Below are 20,593 nucleotides of genomic sequence, written 5' to 3' on the forward strand. Positions count from 1 at the left end.
ACTTGTCGCTGCCGGACAGCTTATGACGCCATGATGAAACGGCGCCCCGGAGGCGCCGTTTTGCCAGCGGTCAGGCCGTCAGTTGTGCGAGAAGTGCGGCTGGCTGTAATAGCGCCAGTGGCCACCGCCGCCGTGCCATCCGCGATGGCCGCCGGCATACCAGCCGTGATGATATCCGCGACCGCCATACCAACCGTGGTGATGGCGATAGCCGCCATAGCCGCCGAAAACACCGAATACCCCTAAGGGATAGTAGGGCTGGTAATAACCGTAATAAGGTCGGTCATAGCCATAATACGGCGCGTAGTAGCCGTAATAGGGGCGATAGTAGTGATGGCGGTAATAGTAGTGATGGTGATAATGCCGATGGACGACCATCCGATGGGGGTGCCCATGGTGATGAGGACGCGCCTCGGCATAGGTTGCCGGCAACACGACCATACCTAGCGCAACCAGCGCTGTTGCCAGAATTTTCATTTCCAGCCTCCTTGAATGCCGGACGTAAACGCTACTCGTATTACTCGCGTCCTCCGGACGATATAGTAAACGCAACAGCGCTTTCGAAAGTTCCGCTATCCCTTGGAGAGCAGGCGTTTTCGCGACATCGCCGTAGGCCCGTCTAAGCGCGATCGCGCACTTGTCGGCCGATGGTTTCAACCGGCATCGTCAAGACGGAATGAGGAGGACGCAATGGATGGGACAGTCGCAAAAACGGCGCCCGAAGACGCCGTTTTCATGCCCATCAACTGCCATCAGGCGTGCGAGAAATGCGGCTTGCTGTGCCAGCGATGATGGCGATGCCCATGCCGCCATCCTTCATGGCGATGCCAGCCATGATGATGGGGGCGATAATCGCGATGGTGATGATGCCAGCGGTGATGGTGATGATCACGCGCCTCGGCATAGGTAGCAGGTAAAACAATAATGCCCAATGCGACGAGCGCCGTTGCAAGAATTTTCATTTATGGTCTCTCCTTGGATGCCGAACGCGCCCCCCGGCTGCGTACGCCCGGACTAACCTAACCCACCTAAACGCGAATATGTCCCATTTGTTCCGCTATTCGCGGGACGACAGGCGCTTTCGTGTCGTTCCCATCTCTCCAACCAGTTCACGAACCGCCTGCTGGATCAGCCGGCAGGCTTCCACCGAGGCTTTGCGGCCGTTATGGGCGAGATGATAGGACAGCGGCAAGATCTCATCCGGATCGACGATGCGGACCTTGTCGGCGATCGGAAGCGCGCTGACCCGGCCGAGAAACGACACATAGCCGTGGTTGGCGACGAGATCGACGATGACGGGTAGGGAATCGGCCGAGGTGATGTCCCGGCCGCGAAACCGGCGGCGATCGCGGCTGTCATAGCCGAAGGCCGTCGCGGCATTGCCGATACCGGTCCGGGGGCTCGGCACGCAGAGCGGATGGTTTTCGACGAGCGCGGCGAATGTCTGCTCCATGCTGTCGAGCGGGGCGATCGCCACCATGTCCGTCGCGACAAGCTCCATATGTTCGAAGGCGTCGAGGCCGAAGACGGAATCGACGATGGCGACATCGATACGGCCTGATCGAAGCGCCTCGCGCAGATCATCGGCCGTCATCAGCAGCAGCGACAGCATGTTGCTGTTGCCTCCTATGTTCCAGCGCGACACCAGGCTCGCCAGCGAGCGGGCAACCCAGCTTTCCGAACCTGTGGGAATGATCGAGCCGATGCGGACCGCGCGCGCAGTGCGCTGAAAGCGCTCGTCCGCCGCCGCTTTCATCTCGTCCCAGGCCTGTGCGATCGCGGCGAGAATGGCGTGAACCTCCTGCCCCGCTTCCGTCAGCACCGAACCCTGTGCCTGCCGCTCGAACAGGCGGCAACCGAACAACTCCTCCAGATTAGCGATCTGCAACGAAAGCTGCGGCTGGCCGAGACGCAGGCGTCGGGCGGCGCGATTGATGCTGCCCTGATCGGCGACTTCGAGGAAACGTTCAATGGTGGCGATCTTCAGCGGCAGGCGCGCGGCCCAATGGTCATAGTCCGGGGAAGCCGGCCGCTCCTTCACCAGGGCGGAAAGCTGACGCATGCCCGCGAGAATGGGTTGCAGGCCCTTTTGAACCTTCGAACTCGCCAGAAGGGTTGCAAGCTCGCCGGAGGCGCGCTCGACAAGCTTCATGGCCAGCTCGGTCTCGAGTCGGCGCAGCGCGCTTGAGACGGTCGAAGCGGAAAAAGACAGCCGCCGCGCGGTCTCCCTCACCGAGCCGATGGAGAACACCATATCGGCTATGAACAATGCGCCGAGATACAAATCAGATCTCCTCAGCCGCGGCACGCATCCTGGCTCGACCGCAGCAATATCAATGATATCCCGACGATATGACGTGTTCTTAAAAAAAGATATCCCTAAGCCGAAAAGCGACAGCTATCGTTTCTTTGGCGCCTTACCGATCCAGCCGCAAGAATGAGATCGGAACAGCGCCAAACGGGTAAGGGGAACAAAAACAAACGCACTTGCCCCCGAAAAAAGAAATCCAATTTCGCGCGAATGTCGAGTACGCTCGTCATAATCGCGCGACTGCAACGGGAATCCGAAGCGCATCGACTTTTCCGCGATGAGCGCTAGGTGCCCGAAGTAGTCACGAATTCGCCTGTGGGCCGCCGGCCCGCTCCAAACCTGCCTGTCCGGACTACGGCCCTTCAAGGCAGCGCGGGCAAGCAGAAGAACGATTTAACGGGGTACAAAGGGAAACATCATGTTCAAGAAGCTTGCACTTGCCGCCACGCTGACGGCTCTCCTTGCCAGTGGCGCCAGCGCCGCCGACGTCGTCGTCTCCTCGAAGATCGACACCGAAGGCACGCTGCTCGGCAACATCATCCTCGCAGCGCTCAATGCCAACGGCATCAAGGCGCAGGATCGCATCGCTCTCGGCACGACGCCGGTCGTGCGCAAGGCGATTACTGCGGGCGAAATCGATATCTATGCCGAATATACCGGCAATGCCGGCTTCTTCTTTAACAAGGCCGACGATGCGGCCTGGAAGAATCTGCAGCAGGGTTACGATCTGGCCAAGAAGCTGGATTATGACGCCAACAAGATCGTCTGGCTGACGCCTTCGCCGGCCAACAACACCTGGGCGATCGCCGTGCGCAACGATGTCGCCGGCCCGGCGAAGTTGAAGACCATGTCGGACTTCGGCAAGTGGGTCGCTGGCGGCGGGTCGGTGAAAATTGCCGCATCTTCGGAATTCGTCAATTCGCCGGCAGCCCTGCCGGCCTTCGAGACGACCTATAGCTTCAAGCTGAAGCCGGATCAGGAAGTGGTGCTTTCGGGCGGCGATACTGCGGCGACGATCAAGGCTGCAGCCGACCAGACCAACGGCGTCAACACGGCCATGGTCTATGGCACCGACGGTGCCATCGAAGCGGCGGAACTGACTGTCCTCGAGGACGACAAGAGCGTGCAGCCGGTCTATGCGCCGACGCCGATCATCCGCGAAGCTGTGCTGAAGGCCAACCCGAAGATCGAAGAGGTTCTGGCTCCGATCTTCAAGGGTCTGACCGCCGACGTGCTGCGCAAGCTGAACGGCCGCATCCAGGTCGATGGCGAACCGGCCAAGGCTGTTGCCGAATCCTACCTCAAGGACAATGGCTTCCTGAAGTAAGGCATTGACGCTGCTCTCGAGCATGATGCCGAAAAGTGTCAACGGTTTTCGGACAACATCATGCTCTACTCCTTTTGTTCCGGAGCGGATTCAGATTTTAGGTCTTGCAGACCTAAAATCATCCGTTCCGGCGGCTCCATTTTGATAAGGCGGAGCCGCGGACATTCGAATGGGCATGATCTTGTCCGAACCCGCCTTGAATTCTGGACTTATGCGCTGACGGAGCTTGCCTGATGGAAGATGCGCTAGCGGTCCGTAGAGTGGACCGCCTCGGAGTGGTATTGGTGGCCGGCGGCGCGCTGGCAACGGCCTGGATGCCGTTCATCATCGTCAAGGCAAACCGCATTGCCGCCGGCAAGCCGCAACTGCTGACGCAGCTCATTGCCCAGCCGTCCGCGCTGTTCCTGCTCGTCCTTCTGGCCGCAGCCGCGTTCGCCGCGCTTTTCCTGCGCAACCAGATCATGCGCCTCGGAGTCGCAACACTCGCGATCGCCATGTTGATCGTCACCCTCGGACTGGTCTCGACGGCAGCGACGCCTGCGGGCAGCACTGTGGCGCGCATTACCCCCGGCGGCTGCTTCTGGGTGCTGCTCGCCGTGGTGGGATTGATGATTTCGGATGCGTTGGTGAAGCTACGGCTGACGCCCTGGCTGCGGGTCGGGGCGCTGGCTGTCTACGCCGCGCTGCTTGCCGTCGTCCTGCGCTCCGGCCTGCTCAACAATCTCTCGATCATGAAGGAATATGCCAACAATGCCGACAAGTTTTGGCACGAGGCGCTCAACCATGTATTCCTGTCTCTGGGCTCGGTCGCCATCGCCATCGTGCTGGCGCTGCCGCTCGGCATCTTCTGCTATTGGCAACCTGGCATCCGCGCCGTCGTGCTGCGGGCGCTGAGCCTGGTGCAGACCATCCCCAGCCTTGCCCTCTTCGGCATTCTCATGCTGCCGCTCGGCTATATCGCCGCCAACGTACCTTTCGCCGCCGAGATCGGCGTCAAAGGCATTGGCGTGGCGCCGGCGCTGGTAGCGCTCGTCATCTATTCGCTGCTGCCGATCGTCGCCAATACCGTCGTCGGCCTTGCCGGCGTCGATCCTTCCGTGCGCGATTCCGCCGCCGGCATGGGCCTGACGCGCCGGCAGATCCTGACCGGCATCGACCTGCCACTCGCCTTCCCCGTCATCCTCACAGGCATCCGCATCGTGGTGGTGCAGGCGATCGGCCTCGTCACCGTGGCAGCACTGATCGGCGGTGGCGGCTTCGGCCTCTTCATCTTCCAGGGCATCGGCCAGACGGCCAATGACCTCGTGCTGCTCGGCGCCGTGCCGACGGTCTTTCTCGCCTTCTCATCGGCCGTCATCCTCGATGCGGTCATCGACAGCATCCGGGGACAACGCGCATGACCAGCATGATCGAGCTCAAGGGCGTCACCAAGCGGTATGGCAACGCAACGGTCGTCGATAATGTCAGCATGAGCATGGAGAAGGGCACAATCACCGTCATCGTCGGCACCTCCGGTTCCGGCAAATCGACGCTGATGCGCATGATCAACCGGCTGGTGCCGATATCGGCAGGTCACATCTCCGTTGCCGGCGAAGACATCATGAATGTGCCGGCGACCGAGCTTCGCCGCCGCATCGGCTATGCCATCCAGGGGCACGGGCTTTTTCCACATCGCACCGTCGCGCAGAATATCGCCACCGTCCCCGAGCTGCTGGGCTGGAAAAAGACGCGCATCGACAGCCGTGTCGAAGAACTCCTCAATCTCTTCCATCTCGACCCCGGCACCTTTGCAGGCAAATATCCAAGCCAGCTTTCCGGCGGCCAGCAGCAGCGCGTCGGCGTCGCACGCGCGCTTGCAGCGGAGCCGGAATTGCTGCTGATGGACGAGCCCTTCGGCGCGCTCGACCCGGTCATCCGCGGCAAGGCACAGGACGATCTCCTCGCCATCCAGAAACAGTTCGGCACCACCATCGTCCTCGTCACCCACGATATGGACGAAGCCTTCCATCTCGGCGACAAGATCGCCGTCATGAGCGGCGGCAAGCTGCTGCAATGTTCCGAGCCTGAGAAGATCCTGACCGAGCCAGCCGATCCCTTCGTGCAGCAGCTTACCGGCACATCCGACCGCGCCTTGAAGCTGATGTCGTTGCTGCCGCTGAAGGAAAGTATGCAGCCGCCGCGGCCCGGCCTCGGTCATAGCCTGCCGCAGACCCTCAATCTGCGCGATGCCTTGGCTGAACTCATCTGGCAGGGCGCAGATGAGGCGACAGTGGAGGACGAGCGCAAGGTGCCTGTCGGCTCGATCTCGATCCAGCACCTGATCGAGCTGGGCCGCAAAGCATGAGATTTCTTACCGCCAATCTCTTCCGCCTCCTGGCTCTGGCGCTGCTGCTGGTGATGCTCTTCCGTCCGGAATGGCTGATACCTGTTCTGGCGCCGCTGACCAAATTCGGTGCGTCGCCGATCTATACGCAGAACAGCCTGCCGAGCCTGGCGCTCAGCCATCTCGAACTCATTCTGATCTCGATTGCGGCAAGCGGCATCCTGGCGGTACTCGGCGGCATCTTCGTCACGCGGCCGATCGGAGCCGACTTCCTGCCGCTGTCGCGGGCGATCGCCAATGCCGGGCAGACCTTTCCGCCAGTTGCCGTGCTGGCACTTGCGATCTCGACCACCGGCTTCGGCGCCGTCCCGACATTCATCGCGCTGTTTCTCTACGCGCTGCTGCCGATCTTCGAGAACACGGTCGCAGGCTTGCAGCAGGTACCCGCCTCGGTGCTCGATGCCGCCGACGGCATGGGCATGAACGGCTGGCAGCGGCTCTTCCGCGTCGAGCTGCCGCTCGCCCTGCCGCTCATAATCGAAGGGCTGAAAATCGCGACCGTGATCAATATCGGCACGGCGACGATCGGCTCCACCGTCGCCGCCAAGGGGCTGGGTGAAGTCATCATCGCCGGGCTCATCAACGACAACACCGCCTTCATCCTGCAGGGCGGCCTGATCGTCGGCCTGATGGCGGTGCTGATCTATGACGGCATGGAGATGATCGAGCGCTCGGTCACCAGGAAGATCGGCCTTCAACCTCATTGAGGTCGACGCCGATCACAGCTTCCCATCAGTTGCCTTCGCCTGACGGCAAGGATGCGCCGGGCAGGTAAAGCGAAATCGGTCTGACTTCATAAACGGCGGTGGGATTGACGCGGCGCAATTCGCGCGCTGCCTCGACTGCCTCCTCAATCGTCGGAAAATCGACGACGTAGAAGCCGAGCAGCTGTTCCTTGGTTTCTGCAAACGGCCCGTCGATGACCATGCCCGCACCCTTCCCCCGCAAGGTCACGGCATTCTGGGTCGATCCAAGACGCGCAGCCGGCCCCAGCGATTTCTGCGCGACCATGCGGTCATTGATCTCCAAAAGGTCCGTCATGAGCGCGGCATCTTGCTCCTTACTCCAGGATTCGACGATACCTTCCTCGTGATAGGCCAGAATGGCATAGTACATGGTTTCCCCCCCTTGAGCCCTATACGTGGGCGCCAGGGAGTTAAGCAGACCGATCGCAATCCGGAAACCCTGGATCTATGCTCGATCGGAGATATGGCGAGTTTCCCCATGCTTGCCTTCAATGGCTGCCGATGGCATTGGCTGCAATGACATGCCCTGACGATTTATGGAGACGCCGATGGCCAAGATGATTCACTCGATGATCCGCGTACTGGACGAGGCGCGCTCGACCGAATTCTACGACAAGGCCTTCGGCCTGAAGGTTGCCGACCGCATTGCCTTCGAGACCTTCACTCTGGTCTATCTCAGCAATGCCGAGACCGGGTTCGAACTGGAATTGACCGTCAATCAGGGCCGCATCGAGCCTTATGCGCAAGGGGATGCCTACGGCCACCTTGCGGTTTCGGTCTCAGAACTGAAGGACGAGCATGCGCGCATGACCCAACTCGGGCTCAATCCCGGCAAGATCATCGAACTCAATCGTGATGGGAAGCTTTTTGCATTGCTGTTCTTCGTCACCGACCCCGATGGTTACAAGATCGAGGTGGTGCAAAGGCTTGGGCGGTTCAACTAGCCCAAACAGGGAGCAAGCCCCGCATCGGCGGGGCATCCGGCAGTTCCGCCAGCGCGCTCACATCCAATAGGGCGGCACGCCAAAATAATCGTGGCTCTTGTGGCCATGATTCTTATGGTCGTGGTCGTCCTTGGCAGCGAAGCGGCACGCCTTTTCGATGTCGTTCTTGGTCATGCTGACGCGATAGCCGTCGATGTGAGCATCGTAGCGCAGCTTCTCCCACGGCAGCCGATAGTGCTCCTGGCCGATGCCGAAGAAACCGCCGAAGCTCAGAATGACGAAAGCGATGCGTCCATCACTTTTTTCCAGCATCAGCCGCTCGATATGACCAATCTGTTTGCCGTCCGAGCCGTATACTCTCGACCCTTCGACGCGATCGCAGGCGACCAGCATCGACATGTCCTTGATGTAAAGGTCACGACCCGAAAAATCGGCACTCTCTTTATGCATATGCGCACCTCCTTTTGGATACGCGTCACATAAACTATGGAGCGTCCGATCTGCTCTTTGGGGCAGCACGATGCTCCGATGGGTTTAAACCCATGGCGCTATTAACGCTCCGTTGTCATAAAAGTTCCAGTACTTTTTTCAGGATTGTAAAAAAACGTGAGCGCAAGACGATTATTGACGTTTACGTCAAGGTTATTGTGGCTTCAGTTGTGCTCTGATGATTTAATTGAGAGCAACACGAGGGCGATGTGAAAAGCGGGAGACTTTTTGATCGTCCAATGACACTCTGCATAGCCGCCGCATATGACGGCCGGGCGTGGTGATGGTGCGTAGAGGAGGAAATGCGCATGAATTCGGTCTCCGCTCCTTCGGATAGACCGCAGGTCAAGAAAATATGGCTTGCCTCCTATCCGGATATAGTACCGGCGGAGCTGCCGCCGCTGGAGCATGCATCGCTCGCCGAACTGCTGGAGGAAAGCTGCGCGCGCTATGCCGACAGACCCGCTTTCACCAGCATGGGCAAATCCATCACTTATCGCGATCTCGATCTGCAGACGCGCAAGATTGCCGCCTGGCTGCAAAGCCTCGGCCTGCAGAAGGGCGATCGCGTTGCCGTCATGATGCCGAACGTGCTGCAGAACCCGATCGCGGTTTATGGCATTCTTCGCGCCGGGCTCGTCGTCGTCAACGTCAACCCGCTCTATACGCCGCGCGAGCTCGAGCACCAATTACGCGACTGCGGCGCCAAGGCGATCTTCGTTCTGGAAAACTTCGCCCATACGGTCGAGCAGGTGCTGGCCCATACGGATGTGCGCCATGTCGTCGTCACGGCGCTTGGTGACATGCTCGGCGTCAAGGGCCACATCGTCAACTTCATCGTCCGCAAGGTGAAGAAGCTCGTTCCGGCCTGGTCCATTCCCGGCCATCGCAGCTTCAAGAGCGTGATTGCCGAGGGCTCGCGCCTCCCCTTCAAGCTGTCCGAGCTCACCGGCAGCGATATCGCCTTCCTGCAATATACCGGCGGCACGACCGGCGTCGCCAAGGGCGCGATCCTCACCCATGCCAATCTGCTGGCAAACCAGCTGCAATTGTTGCTCTGGCTGCAATCCGCCTATATCAGCAAGCCGCGTCCCGAACAGCTGACCTTCGTCTGTGCGCTGCCGCTCTATCATATCTTCGCGCTGACGGTGAATTCTCTCATGGGCATGTCGCTCGGCGGCCATAACGTGCTCATCGCCAACCCGCGCGACATACCGGCCTTCATCAAGGAGCTCGGCAAATACAAGTTTGACCTGTTCCCTGGCCTGAACACCCTGTTCAACGCGCTGATGAACAATCCTGAGTTTACCAAGCTCGACCTCTCCAATACGGGAACGCTTGCCGGCGGCATGGCGGTGCAACGGCCCGTCGCCGAGCGGTGGCAGAAGATGACGGGGGCCTGGATCACCGAGGGCTACGGCCTTTCCGAGACGTCGCCGGTCGCAAGCGCCAATCGTTTCGACAGCCCGGAATTCACCGGCACGATCGGTCTGCCGATCACGGGCACCGATTTCGATATTCGCGACGAGAACGGCAATTCGCTGCCGCTCGGCGAAGTCGGCGAGATCTGCATTCGCGGGCCGCAGGTCATGGCCGGCTATTGGAAGCAGCCGGCCGAAACCGCACGCGTCATGACGCCGGACGGCTTCTTCCGCAGCGGCGATATGGGCTTCATGGATGAGCGCGGCTACACCAAGATCGTCGATCGCAAGAAGGATATGATCCTGGTCTCGGGCTTCAATGTCTATCCGAACGAGATCGAGGAAGTCGCCGTCATGCATCCGGGCGTGCTGGAGGCAGCTGCGATCGGCGTTCCCGATCCGCATTCCGGCGAGGCGGTAAAGCTCTTTATCGTCAAGAAGGATCCGGCTTTGACCGAGGCCGACGTCAAAGCTCATTGCGCTGAAAATCTGACCAATTACAAACGCCCGCGCTTTATCGAATTCCGCACCGAACTGCCGAAATCGAATGTCGGCAAGATCCTGCGCAAGGAGTTGCGCGGCTGACATAATTCCGTGTCATTCAGGAAGCCGCTCGTGCTTGTTTCGCGAGCGGCTTTTTTCGTTTTGGGCGATAGGTGAACTTGATTTACGCCCTACATAGGGAATAGTTTTCGCGACCAAACTCAAAGCGCTTGGCCCGGTTTTGAAGGCCAGTAGCGCGAACCGCAAGGAGCCTCCCATGAACGCCCTCGTCGATCAACTGAAGAGCACCGCATCGGCAACGAAGGCTACGGATATTCGCGCCGCTTTCGCCGCCGATCCGAAACGCTTTTCCCGCTTCAGCGCCTCGTTCGACGACCTGCTGATGGATTACTCCAAGACGGCTGTTAACGACGATATCCTTGCCCTGCTCGAGAAGCTCGCAGCCGAGGGCGGCGTTGCCGCCAAGCGCGAGGAAATGTTCTCCGGTGTCGCCATCAACTTCACCGAAAACCGCGCCGTCCTGCACACCGCGCTGCGCAACCGCTCGAACAAGCCGGTGCTCGTCGACGGCAAGGACGTCATGCCTGACGTCAATGCGGTTCTGGCCGCCATGGGCAAGTTTGCCGACGGCATCCGCTCGGGCGCACTGAAGGGCTCGACGGGCAAGGCGATCACCGATGTCATCAACATCGGCATCGGCGGCTCCGATCTCGGACCGGTCATGGCAACACTGGCGCTCGCCCCCTACCACGACGGGCCGCGGTCGCACTTCATCTCCAATATCGACGGCGCCCATATCGCCGATATCCTGAAGCTCGTTAAGCCGGAAACGACGCTCTTCATCGTCGCTTCGAAGACCTTCACGACGATCGAGACGATGACCAATGCCCAGACGGCGCGCAAGTTCATCGCCGATGCGCTCGGCGAAGCTGCCGTGCAGCATCACTTCGCGGCCGTTTCGACGGCGCTCGACAAGGTCGCCGCCTTCGGCATTGACAGCGAGCGCGTCTTCGGCTTCTGGGATTGGGTCGGCGGCCGCTACTCGATCTGGTCTGCTATCGGCCTGCCGCTGATGATCGCGATCGGCCCGGAAAACTTCGGCAAGTTCCTCGATGGCGCGCATGCCATGGACAATCATTTCCGCCAGGCGCCCTTCAAGGAAAACCTGCCGATGCTGCTTGGCCTGATCGGCTTCTATCACCGCAACGTGCTCGGCTATCCCACGCGCGCGATCCTGCCCTATGACCAGCGCCTGTCGCGCTTCCCGGCCTACCTGCAGCAGCTGGATATGGAATCGAACGGCAAGGGCGTCACCATCGACGGCACGCCGGTCGAGGGCAATTCCGGCCCGGTCGTCTGGGGCGAGCCCGGCACCAACGGCCAGCACGCCTTCTATCAGCTCATCCACCAGGGCACGAGCATCATCCCGGCCGAATTCATGATCGCCGCCAACGGTTTCGAGCCGGAACTGCGTCACCAGCACGACCTGCTGATGGCCAATTGCCTGGCGCAGTCGGAAGCACTGATGAAGGGCCGCACCTTCGAGGAAGCGAAGGCTCAGCTCACCTCCAAGGGCATGGACGACAAGAAGGCTGATTTCATCGCGCCGCACCGCGTCTTCACCGGCAATCGCCCGTCGATCACCTTCGTCTACGACAAGCTGACTCCCTTTGCGCTCGGCCGCCTGATCGCGCTCTACGAACATCGCGTCTTCGTCGAGGGCGTGCTCTTCCGCATCAACTCCTTCGACCAGTGGGGCGTCGAGCTCGGCAAGGAATTGGCAACGGGCCTGCTGCCCGTCATCGAAGGCAAGGAAAGCGCCGCCGGCCACGACTCTTCGACGCAAGGGCTGGTGGCTGCGCTCGCAAGCCGGGCGAAGTAAAAGCGTTCATCCACCTCCCCCTTGAGGGGGGAGGTTCGCCGCAAAGCGGCCGGTGGGGGTGACTAGGCTCTCCGCGTTAGTGATTTAAAGGATCACCCCACCCCGGCACTATGTGCCGACCCTCCCCCTCAATGGGAGGGTTGGATCAAAGACCGATCTCACTTGCCCAGGGCGGATTTGCACCCGCGCGCGACACCGTGACCGCCGCAGCCTTGGCGCCCAGAGCCAGCGCATCCTGCAACGCCTTCTCGTTCAGCGATGCCACCTGCGCCTTGGTCAGCAGGTTGTTCATCTTCAGCGATGCCAGAATGCCAGCATCGAAGGTATCGCCCGCGCCGACCGTATCGACAACGGTGACGCGTTCACTCGGCACCGAGACCTTCAGCGACTTGGTATAGCCTGTCGCCCCCTCAGCACCCTTGGTGATGACGACGAGCTTGGCGCCCTGGTTCAGCCAATGGTTGGCGAGTTCGTCGTGATTGCCAGATATGCCGAACCATTCCAGATCCTCATCGGAGAATTTGAGAATATCGGACATGGCGGCCATCCGGCTGATGCGACCCATATGAGCTGCCTTGTCCTTGATGAAGCCCGGGCGGATGTTCGGGTCGAGCGAGATGACGCGGCTCTGATGCTCGCGCTTCATCAGCGCCTCGTAGGTTGCGCCGCAGGGATCGGGGATAAGGCTGATCGCACCGAAATGCAGTGCTTCGCAATCGTTGCCGAGCGTCGGGAGATCGGCTTCAGTGATCATGCGGCCGGCCGTGCCTTCATCGTAGAAGGCATAGGTCGCCTGACCATTGACGAGCTTGACGAAGGCAATCGTGCTCGGACGCGGAGTAATGGCGCAATAGCTGAAATCGACCTTGGAGACCGACAGCGTATCGCGCAGGATTTCGCCCATCATGTCATCGGCAATGCCGGTGAAGAAGCCTGTGGGAATGCCGAGGCGCCCAAGCGCGATCGCAGTGTTGAAGATCGCGCCGCCGGCGTAAGGGGCAAAGCCCTTCTCACCCAGCGTCGTATCCCGCGGCAGCATGTCGATCAAAGCTTCGCCACAGCACAATATCATTCCGGCCTCCCAAAGAGCGCGTCTGTCTTATCCAGTTACATAAATCGATTAGATAGATTCAATGCAAAAGCAAAGCGTCAGTTTGTCGGCAGCTTCGAAATGCCGCCATTCCAACCGGACCAGGCGAGCGGCGCATTGAGAAAGGCCTCGACTTCTTCCAGCGTCTTGTCGTCGAACAGCTTCTGCTCCTTGGCGACGGCGAGCACTTCGCGCCAGGTCGTGATGTATTGCAGGCTGACTTTCCGGTTGGCAAAGCGTTCGACCGCCTCGGGGAAGATGCCGTAATAGAACAGCGCCATGCCATGATCGACGATACCGCCGGCTGCGCGGATCGCGTCGATGAAGGTGAACATGCTGCCGCCGGCCGTCGTCAGATCCTCGATAACGAGCACGCGGGCGCCGTCCTTCATGTCGCCTTCGATCTGGGCGTTGCGGCCATGGCCCTTCGGCTGCTTGCGTACATAGATCATCGGCAGGTTCAGGCGCTCGGCCAGGAAGGCGGCGAAGGGAATGCCCGCCGTCTCGCCGCCGGCGACGCAATCGAACTGCTCGAAGCCGACATTGCGAACGATGAGGCTTGCGGCGAAGTCCATGACCGTCGAGCGAATACGCGGATAGGAAATCAGCTTGCGGCAATCGATATAGACCGGGCTCGCCATGCCAGACGCGAACTTGTAGGGCTTGTCGGCATTGAAATGGACTGCCTTGATCTCCCAAAGCATCCTGGCCATCAGCTCAGCCATGACAGTGCGATCAGTAAATATCATCTGGGTCATGCAGGGGCCTCCTTCGCGAGCGCTAATGTTCCAGCGGCAATAGCAGCAAGCGGCCCGAGTTTCCAGACGTATAGAAGGTTTTGCAGGCATAGCCGCGGCTGCAGGGCAAGGGCGGCTCTCAGCAGCCTACGGCACGAGTCCGAGGTCGGCAGGCAACATGGCCTTGAACAGCGCCATAACCTTGTCGCCCTCCTCCCTTTCGATCGAGATCGCGTAGCGGACGGCAGCGGCGACCAGCTGCATGGTCAATCGGGCTGTTCTGGCCAATTCAGCCTGGTCATGTTCCGGCCAAAGGCGTTTGAGGACAGTCAGAAATGCCTGCGAATGCCACTCCATATCCCCGGCATCGATCTGCTGCAGCAGTTTGTCGGCATGGGTGGCGTGCCAGATGTCGCGCATGACGGGCTCCTCCAGAAACATGGCGTAGTAGCCGTCGACGATGCGGCCAAGGGCCGACTGGAGCTGGTCGCGGCTCTTGATCGCCGCCAGCTCGTCCTCGACGCATTGCCGGCCCTGCTCGTTGAAACGCTCCGCCAGCACGCGGATGATCGCCGTCTTGTCGGGAAAATATTGGTAGAGCGAACCGAAGGAAACGCCCGCTTTTTCGACGATCTCGCCCATGCGCAGCGCGTCGCTGCCGTTCCTGGCAATCAGATCGGATGCTACCGAAAGGATCAAGTCGACGCGTTCGCGGCCGCGCTGCTGGCTGGGTATGCGTCGCGGTGTGCCCGCCTCGTCCTTGCTGCGCCTGCGCCTCGCGGTCGGCTTCTGCGTCATGCCATTCCCTGCCTGTGTCCGTTGACAAGCAATATAAGAGAGTTTATCACATTTCGCAAATGAGAGAATTTATCACATTTTACGCTGGAGGAGCTCGAAATGCAGACCTGGACAATTGCCATCATCGGTGGATTGGGAACATCGGCAGAGGGCTTGCGCGGCTCGCCTGTCATGAACGGCGACAGCCAGATCCTCGGCGGACAAGCCAAAGACTTTTCAGCTTACGTCCGACAAACCGCCGCAACCGGCATCTGGAGTGCCCAGTCATGACCTTTCCGATCACGAACATCGCCCTCGTCATCGCAGCGCTCTGCAGCGGGCTTCTCGCCGGCGTCTACTTCGCTTTTTCGACCTTCATCATGCAGGCCTTCGCCCGCCTCCCCGTCGATCAGGGGATCGCCGCCATGCAATCGATCAACACGACGATCGTGCGCTCGCCCTTCATCGTGCTGTTCCTGCTGACGGCAGCGCTGTCGGTCTTCATCGCCGCCATGGCCATCATCTATTGGCGGGGCAGCGTCAGCGTGATGATGCTGGCGGGAGCTGCGCTCTATATCGTCGCCAGCTTCCTCTCGACCATCGTGTTCAACGTTCCGCTGAATGACGCGCTCGACAAGGTCGATGGCCATACAGCAGAAGCAGCACAGCTGTGGGTGACCTTTCTCAGCGATTGGATGCAGTGGAACTATGTGCGCACAGTCGCATCGCTTCTTGCCGCATGCGCCTTCGTGAAGGCCCTGTTCTGAAAGTTGGGGAATTAGTTGGACATCCAGCCAAACGTCGGGCTAGACCGCCCGCAGATAGGCTGCGACCTCCACACGATTGCGGCCGTTTCGCTTCGCCTCGTAGAGCGCCTTGTCGGCGGCGCGAAGCACATCGTCAAAACCGAGCCCTTCGGCCGTGCCGGTCGCGACGCCCGCGCTGACGGTGCAGGCGAAAGATTTGTCTTCGATGCTGACCACTCGTGCCGCAAAAGCATCGCGTACCCGCTCTGCCACCTGCTCCGCACGGCCCGGCAGGGCATTGTCGAGAACGAGCGCGAACTCCTCGCCGCCAAGACGGGCCACAGTATCGGAAGAACGCAAGCCGAAGGAAAGTTCCTCGCCGAAAAGCTTGAGTACGAGATCGCCGGCGGCATGGCCATGCTGATCGTTGATCGTCTTGAAGCGATCTATGTCGAAGATGATGACGGCCATCGAGGCACCGAAGGACCGGCGGCCGTAGAGATCGAACAGCGCGCGGCGATTGAGCAGCCCGGTCAGGGAGTCGGTGATCGCCTCCTGACGGTGAAAGGCGGCCTGACGCCATTGATGCAGGGCCAGCGACAACGCCCCGATCCCGGTCATTCCGGCAATGCAGATCGCGAGACTCAAATCCTCCGCCCAATTGTTGGGCGCGTGACCGAGCACCAGCTTGCCGTCGGCGATCAATACGGCCGCGCATAGCGCGAAGGAAATCGCCGTCAGCGTGTAAAGCGCGGTGATGCCATAGAGCGGCGTCGGCGCCTCGCGCCGGCTCAGCCAATATTCACGCGCTGTCAGAAGCAGAAGAACGCAAATGACGAGGTTGTCACCGATGAAGGCCAGCCCGTCATAACCCGCCAGCATCGGCCCGACCGATGCTGCTATGCCCACCAGGCAACCGAGGGCGAAGCGGATTTTGGAAAAACGGCGCTTGCGGAACTGATAACCCGCCGCCCAGATCGCCGCGAAGCCGATGAAGAACAGCACGAAGGTCAGAATTGCGAAAATCGGGCGCGGCGTGTCGACGTAGGAACCGTAGATGAAGATGCCGCCAACGAGAGGCACAAGGCCGGCGGAACAGGTCAGGAGAAAGGTATCGGGCCGACGCGAAAACCAGCTTCCGACCAAGGTGACCGCAAGACATGAGGCGGAGACACCGAGGGCCAGAAGAAGCGAGTTGTAATCGACCAGCATCATGCTCTTTCAACGGTTTGATTTCTACCGCAGGGGATTGCTGCCACGCTAGGCCGCCAAGGGTATCAAATTAGTTACGGCAAATAATAAAGAAAATGTGTTTCAACAAAATATACGTTCAAAATTGCGGCATACACCAATTGAGTGCCGCAATACAGTCTTATATATTTATTTTTCTTATGTAGATTAAACTAAAATTAGATCTCGACATCCCAGTGCAAAGGGAACATCGGGTCGAAAACGGTGACCGGACCGGCGCCAGTTTCGATCTTTGCCGGGAAGGTTACAGCCTCCGGCCGGCGTACGAGCGTGATGCTATCCTCGTTGACCGGCAGGCCATACCAGGCCGGACCGTTCAGCGAAGCAAAAGCCTCAAGCCTGTCCAATGCACCTTCCTGCTCGAAGACATGCGCAAGGCAGCTCATGGTGTTGATCGACGTATAAATACCGGCGCAGCCGCAGGCGCATTCCTTCAGCGGATCAACATGCGGCGCCGAATCCGTGCCGAGGAAGAACCTGGCATCGCCGCTGGTTGCGGCCGCACGCAAGGCCAGACGATGGTTTTCGCGCTTGGCGACCGGCAGGCAGTAATAATGCGGGCGAATACCGCCGACGAGGATGGCATTGCGATTGATGATCAGGTGATGCGTCGTAATGGAGCCGGCGAGATTTGCCTTTGCCGACTTGATGTAGTCCACACCGTCCGCGGTGGTCACATGCTCCATGGTGACCTTCAGTTCAGGCAGGCGTTGGCGCAACGGATCGAGCACGGTTTCGATGAAGACGGCTTCACGATCGAAAATATCGACGTCTGGCGTCGTGACCTCGCCATGAACGCAGAGCGGCAGGCCGATCTTCGCCATGCGCTCCAGCACCGGCATTGCCTTGTTGAGATCCCGCACGCCGCCATGCGAATTGGTCGTCGCACCCGCCGGATAGAGTTTGATGGCCGATATAAGGCCGCTCTTCTTGCCTTCTTCAACGTCGTCGGGATTGGTGTGTTCGGTAAGATAAAGCGTCATCAGCGGTTCGAACCGATCGCCCGCCGGCAGTGCTTTCAGGATGCGCTCGCGATAGGCTGTCGCATCCGCCGTTGTTACCACAGGCGGCACGAGATTGGGCATGATGATGGCGCGGGCGAAATGCCTGGAGGTATCAGCAATCACACCCTCCAGCATGGCTCCGTCACGCAAATGCAGATGCCAGTCGTCAGGACGGCGGATGGTGAGCTTTTGCATGGGCGCGACCTCTGGAAATGTGAGCGCGATCTTGTCTGAAAGCCGTCTCGGCCTCTTCGGGATTGTGCTCTTTGATATCGCGCTTCGATAGCACCATCCGCCCTCGCAAAACAATCCGCGACGGCGGTTAAATGATGGGCGAGCTCAATCCTGCACGATATCGAAGGTAGCGTCCGCCCGGCGGCGGTTCTCGAGGATAAGCCGGCCATTCGGCAGATCGTTGCCATAAACCTTGGCCCGGGCGGCTTCTTCATCGAGCTTGTAGCCCCGCCAGCGTGCCCACAGGCGCTCTTCCAGCACTTCCATCGGCGGGGCGAGCATGATCGAATAATCGAACATGCCTTCCAGCTCCGCCCATTTTCCCTGGCTGAACAGCAGATAATTTCCCTCGATGACGATGAAGCGATGATCGGCCGAGACGATGCGGGCAGAGGCGATCGCAATCTCCCGCGAACGGTCGAAGACCGGTACGAGAACCTCCTGATCGGCGGCACGCACGGCCTTGACGATATCGAGGAAGGCGCGCACGTCGAAACTGTCAGGCACGCCCTTCCGCTTCAAAAGTCCCTTCTCGATCAGGACGGCATTGTCCATATGGAAGCCATCCATCGGCAGAACTTCGGCGCTCTCACCCCTCGCCTTCAGCGCCTTGGCGACATTATCGGCCAGGGTGGATTTGCCGGCGCCGGGCGGGCCGGCAATCGCGACCAGGAAGCGTTTCGCGTTGCCGGCGCGGGCGATGATCTCGCCGGCAACATCGTCAAGAGAAGCACTCATGCAGCAACATTCTCAACCGGCGGAGCCTTGGCGCCGGTCATGAAAGCAACAGCATCGGACATCGAATAATCCTTGGGATTGATGACGGTCAGGCGTCGTCCAAGGCGATGGATGTGAATACGATCCGCAACCTCGAAGACATGCGGCATATTGTGCGAGATCAGGACGATCGGCAAGCCGCGCGCACGCACATCGAGGATGAGTTCGAGAACCTTGCGGCTTTCCTTGACACCGAGTGCGGCCGTCGGTTCGTCCATGATGACGACCTTGGAACCGAAGGCGGCGGCACGGGCGACGGCGACACCCTGGCGCTGGCCGCCGGAAAGCGTTTCCACCGCCTGATTGATGTTCTGGATCGTCATCAGGCCGAGTTCGGTCAGCTTGTCGCGGGCGCGCTTTTCCATGGCCGGCCGGTCGAGCATGCGGAAAACGGATCCGAGAATGCCGGGCCTGCGCACTTCGCGGCCGAGGAACATGTTATCGGCGATCGAGAGCGCCGGCGACAGGGCCAGGTTCTGATAGACCGTTTCGATGCCGGCCTCGCGCGCCTCCATCGGCGAGCGGAAGTGGACGGGCTTTCCTTCCAGCTTGATCTCGCCCTCGTCGGGAGTGACCGCACCGGAAATCGCCTTGATCAGCGAAGACTTCCCAGCGCCGTTGTCGCCGATCACGGCGAGGATTTCGCCGGGATAGAGATCGAAATCGGCATTGTCGAGCGCGGTCACGCGTCCGTAGCGCTTGACGAGACCGCGGGCAGTGAGGATGGGTTCGACGGTCGTGGTCATGCCGATACCTTTCTGATCCATTGATCGATCGCGACGGCGCCGATGATGAGCACGCCGGTCAGAAGCACTTTCCACTGCGGGTCGGCGCCGAGCATGTTGAGGCCCATGGAGACGACACCGACGATCATGGCGCCGAAGAGCGTGCCAAGGATCGAGCCGCGGCCGCCGAAGAGCGAGATGCCGCCGATCACGGTTGCGGTGATTGCCTGAAGATTGAAATCGGTCACGGCAGAAGACGGGGAGACCGAGCCATTGCGGCCGATGGAGACCCAGGCGGCAAGCGCTGCAATCAGTCCCGAAACGCCATAGACCGCGAGAAGAACCTTCTTGGTCTGGATACCGGCAAGTTTTGCAGCTTCCGGGTCGTCGCCGACGGCATAGACGTGGCGGCCCCAGGCCGTGTGATTAAGGACATACCAAAGGCCGATGACCAGAAGCACCATGGCGATGACGCCGAGGGTCAGCACGGCACCGCCGACGCGGAAGCTCGCAGCGAACAGATGCAGCAGCGGCGCCTTTTCATCGACATCGGTATCGCGGATGGTTTCATTGGCCGAATAGATGAAGTTCGTCGCCATGACGATATTCCATGTGCCGAGCGTCACGATGAACGGCGGCAGCTTCATATTGGCAACCAGGAAACCGTTGAGCAGCCCGCAGATCCCGCCCACCACCATGCCGGCGACGATAGCGACCGGTGTCGGCAAGCCGTATGTCACGGCGACATTGCCCATGACGACCGAGGAGATGACCATGATGACGCCGATCGAGAGATCGATGCCGGCGGTCAGGATGACCAGCGTCTGGGCCGCGCCGAGAATACCGACGATGGCGATCTGTTGCAGGATGAGCGTCAGCGTATAGGCGGAAAAGAACTTCCCGCCGATCGTGATGCCGAAGATCACGATCGCCAGCACCAGGACGATCAGCGGCACCGCCGCCGGCGTCGAATGCAGAAAGTGCTGCACGCGCTTCAATAGAGAGACATCGTTGTGCTCGAACGAAGCGACATTCTTGTCGCTGCCGTCGAGAACACGTTCGAATTCCTGTGCTCCGGACATAATTATTCCTCCGCCACCGCGCATATGCGCGGAAACCGCCGGCTGTTGGGGGCCAGCCAGGATCTGAACCCGACCGACGTGACTGTTTCGATTGTCTTCTCCCTGTAAAAGAGCCGCGCCCGCAGACGCATGACGCGGCTCCCGAAGGGACTATATCACATTC

The 20,593-nt window shown here is 60.1% G+C and carries 23 protein-coding genes; 10 read left to right on the plus strand and 13 right to left on the minus strand.

Features of this window, described 5'->3' with window-relative positions; genetic code table 11:
- Positions 1-78: 78 nt before the first annotated feature.
- From PH558_RS10150 to PH558_RS10160, 3 genes are all read right to left on the minus strand, one after another.
- Positions 79-477 carry a hypothetical protein gene (locus PH558_RS10150; RefSeq protein ID WP_285204009.1) on the minus strand — a complete coding sequence of 133 codons (399 nt, stop codon included), beginning with the start codon at positions 475-477 and terminating at the stop codon, positions 79-81.
- A gap of 265 nt (positions 478-742) precedes the next feature.
- Positions 743-892, minus strand: a complete 150-nt coding sequence (locus PH558_RS10155; protein WP_158225417.1) for a hypothetical protein — start codon at positions 890-892, stop codon at positions 743-745.
- 165 nt (positions 893-1,057) lie between these two features.
- On the minus strand, positions 1,058-2,254 hold the full coding sequence (locus PH558_RS10160) for a LysR family transcriptional regulator (RefSeq protein WP_285204423.1): 1,197 nt from the start codon (positions 2,252-2,254) through the stop codon (positions 1,058-1,060).
- On the opposite strand from PH558_RS10160, the gene PH558_RS10165 reads away from it, so the two are divergent.
- From PH558_RS10165 to PH558_RS10185, 5 genes are all read left to right on the plus strand, one after another.
- Positions 2,151-2,441, plus strand: a complete 291-nt coding sequence (locus PH558_RS10165; RefSeq protein WP_285204445.1) for a hypothetical protein — start codon at positions 2,151-2,153, stop codon at positions 2,439-2,441. The genes PH558_RS10160 and PH558_RS10165 overlap by 104 nt on opposite strands.
- Positions 2,442-2,729: 288 nt before the next feature.
- Positions 2,730-3,638 carry a glycine betaine ABC transporter substrate-binding protein OsmF gene (gene osmF / locus PH558_RS10170; protein ID WP_095433868.1) on the plus strand — a complete coding sequence of 303 codons (909 nt, stop codon included), beginning with the start codon at positions 2,730-2,732 and terminating at the stop codon, positions 3,636-3,638.
- A gap of 233 nt (positions 3,639-3,871) precedes the next feature.
- Positions 3,872-5,038, plus strand: a complete 1,167-nt coding sequence (locus PH558_RS10175) for an ABC transporter permease (protein ID WP_285204012.1) — start codon at positions 3,872-3,874, stop codon at positions 5,036-5,038.
- The gene (locus tag PH558_RS10180; RefSeq protein ID WP_285204013.1) at positions 5,035-5,982 is read left to right on the plus strand and encodes an ABC transporter ATP-binding protein; all 948 of its coding nucleotides are present in this window, start codon (positions 5,035-5,037) and stop codon (positions 5,980-5,982) included. Before PH558_RS10175 ends, PH558_RS10180 begins: the two co-directional genes overlap by 4 nt.
- Positions 5,979-6,728: an ABC transporter permease gene (locus tag PH558_RS10185; protein ID WP_095433865.1), complete on the plus strand. Its 750-nt coding sequence runs from the start codon at positions 5,979-5,981 to the stop codon at positions 6,726-6,728. Before PH558_RS10180 ends, PH558_RS10185 begins: the two co-directional genes overlap by 4 nt.
- A 25-nt stretch (positions 6,729-6,753) precedes the next feature.
- Here the strand turns inward: PH558_RS10185 and PH558_RS10190 are convergent, their stop codons facing one another.
- Positions 6,754-7,137, minus strand: coding sequence for a YciI family protein (locus PH558_RS10190; protein WP_095433864.1), 384 nt, complete (start codon positions 7,135-7,137; stop codon positions 6,754-6,756).
- Positions 7,138-7,315: 178 nt separating this feature from the next.
- Between PH558_RS10190 and PH558_RS10195 the strand changes: the two genes are divergently transcribed.
- A complete protein-coding gene (locus PH558_RS10195; protein WP_095433863.1) occupies positions 7,316-7,711 on the plus strand; it encodes a VOC family protein in 396 nt (131 codons plus the stop codon).
- 57 nt (positions 7,712-7,768) lie between these two features.
- Here PH558_RS10195 and PH558_RS10200 read toward each other — a convergent pair whose 3' ends face one another.
- Positions 7,769-8,161 (minus strand): PRC-barrel domain-containing protein, encoded by a 393-nt coding sequence (locus PH558_RS10200; protein WP_095433862.1) that lies wholly within the window; start codon positions 8,159-8,161, stop codon positions 7,769-7,771.
- A gap of 347 nt (positions 8,162-8,508) precedes the next feature.
- Here PH558_RS10200 and PH558_RS10205 point away from each other — a divergent pair, with 347 nt between their 5' ends.
- Together PH558_RS10205 and pgi are read left to right on the plus strand one after the other, a co-directional pair.
- Positions 8,509-10,206: a long-chain fatty acid--CoA ligase gene (locus PH558_RS10205; protein WP_285204016.1), complete on the plus strand. Its 1,698-nt coding sequence runs from the start codon at positions 8,509-8,511 to the stop codon at positions 10,204-10,206.
- A 175-nt stretch (positions 10,207-10,381) separates the two neighbouring features.
- A complete protein-coding gene (gene pgi / locus PH558_RS10210; protein ID WP_095433860.1) occupies positions 10,382-12,007 on the plus strand; it encodes a glucose-6-phosphate isomerase in 1,626 nt (541 codons plus the stop codon).
- A gap of 145 nt (positions 12,008-12,152) precedes the next feature.
- On the opposite strand, the gene PH558_RS10215 is transcribed toward pgi, so the two are convergent.
- From PH558_RS10215 to PH558_RS10225, 3 genes are all read right to left on the minus strand, one after another.
- Entirely contained in the window at positions 12,153-13,079 is a 927-nt protein-coding gene (locus PH558_RS10215) for a carbohydrate kinase family protein (RefSeq protein ID WP_285204017.1), read from the minus strand.
- 77 nt (positions 13,080-13,156) lie between these two features.
- Entirely contained in the window at positions 13,157-13,855 is a 699-nt protein-coding gene (locus PH558_RS10220; protein ID WP_285204018.1) for an orotate phosphoribosyltransferase, read from the minus strand.
- Positions 13,856-13,981: 126 nt separating this feature from the next.
- Positions 13,982-14,632 carry a TetR/AcrR family transcriptional regulator gene (locus tag PH558_RS10225; RefSeq protein ID WP_285204020.1) on the minus strand — a complete coding sequence of 217 codons (651 nt, stop codon included), beginning with the start codon at positions 14,630-14,632 and terminating at the stop codon, positions 13,982-13,984.
- Positions 14,633-14,731: 99 nt separating this feature from the next.
- Here PH558_RS10225 and PH558_RS10230 point away from each other — a divergent pair, with 99 nt between their 5' ends.
- Both PH558_RS10230 and PH558_RS10235 read left to right on the plus strand, forming a co-directional pair.
- The gene (locus PH558_RS10230) at positions 14,732-14,902 is read left to right on the plus strand and encodes a hypothetical protein (protein WP_285204022.1); all 171 of its coding nucleotides are present in this window, start codon (positions 14,732-14,734) and stop codon (positions 14,900-14,902) included.
- Positions 14,899-15,378: an anthrone oxygenase family protein gene (locus tag PH558_RS10235; RefSeq protein WP_285204023.1), complete on the plus strand. Its 480-nt coding sequence runs from the start codon at positions 14,899-14,901 to the stop codon at positions 15,376-15,378. The genes PH558_RS10230 and PH558_RS10235 overlap by 4 nt, the downstream gene beginning before the upstream one ends.
- Before the next feature lie 39 nt (positions 15,379-15,417).
- Here PH558_RS10235 and PH558_RS10240 read toward each other — a convergent pair whose 3' ends face one another.
- The 5 genes from PH558_RS10240 to PH558_RS10260 form a co-directional block, all read right to left on the minus strand.
- On the minus strand, positions 15,418-16,569 hold the full coding sequence (locus tag PH558_RS10240; protein WP_285204424.1) for a GGDEF domain-containing protein: 1,152 nt from the start codon (positions 16,567-16,569) through the stop codon (positions 15,418-15,420).
- 197 nt (positions 16,570-16,766) lie between these two features.
- Positions 16,767-17,807, minus strand: a complete 1,041-nt coding sequence (gene pyrC, locus PH558_RS10245) for a dihydroorotase (protein WP_285204024.1) — start codon at positions 17,805-17,807, stop codon at positions 16,767-16,769.
- 144 nt (positions 17,808-17,951) lie between these two features.
- A complete protein-coding gene (locus PH558_RS10250; RefSeq protein WP_285204025.1) occupies positions 17,952-18,584 on the minus strand; it encodes a nucleoside triphosphate hydrolase in 633 nt (210 codons plus the stop codon).
- Positions 18,581-19,390, minus strand: a complete 810-nt coding sequence (locus tag PH558_RS10255) for an ATP-binding cassette domain-containing protein (RefSeq protein ID WP_174718587.1) — start codon at positions 19,388-19,390, stop codon at positions 18,581-18,583. Before PH558_RS10255 ends, PH558_RS10250 begins: the two co-directional genes overlap by 4 nt.
- Positions 19,366-20,430: an ABC transporter permease gene (locus PH558_RS10260; protein WP_095433853.1), complete on the minus strand. Its 1,065-nt coding sequence runs from the start codon at positions 20,428-20,430 to the stop codon at positions 19,366-19,368. The genes PH558_RS10255 and PH558_RS10260 overlap by 25 nt, the downstream gene beginning before the upstream one ends.
- Between the last annotated feature and the right edge of the window lie 163 nt (positions 20,431-20,593).

This window comes from Rhizobium pantanalense (assembly GCF_030182525.1).
Lineage (GTDB): Bacteria > Pseudomonadota > Alphaproteobacteria > Rhizobiales > Rhizobiaceae > Rhizobium.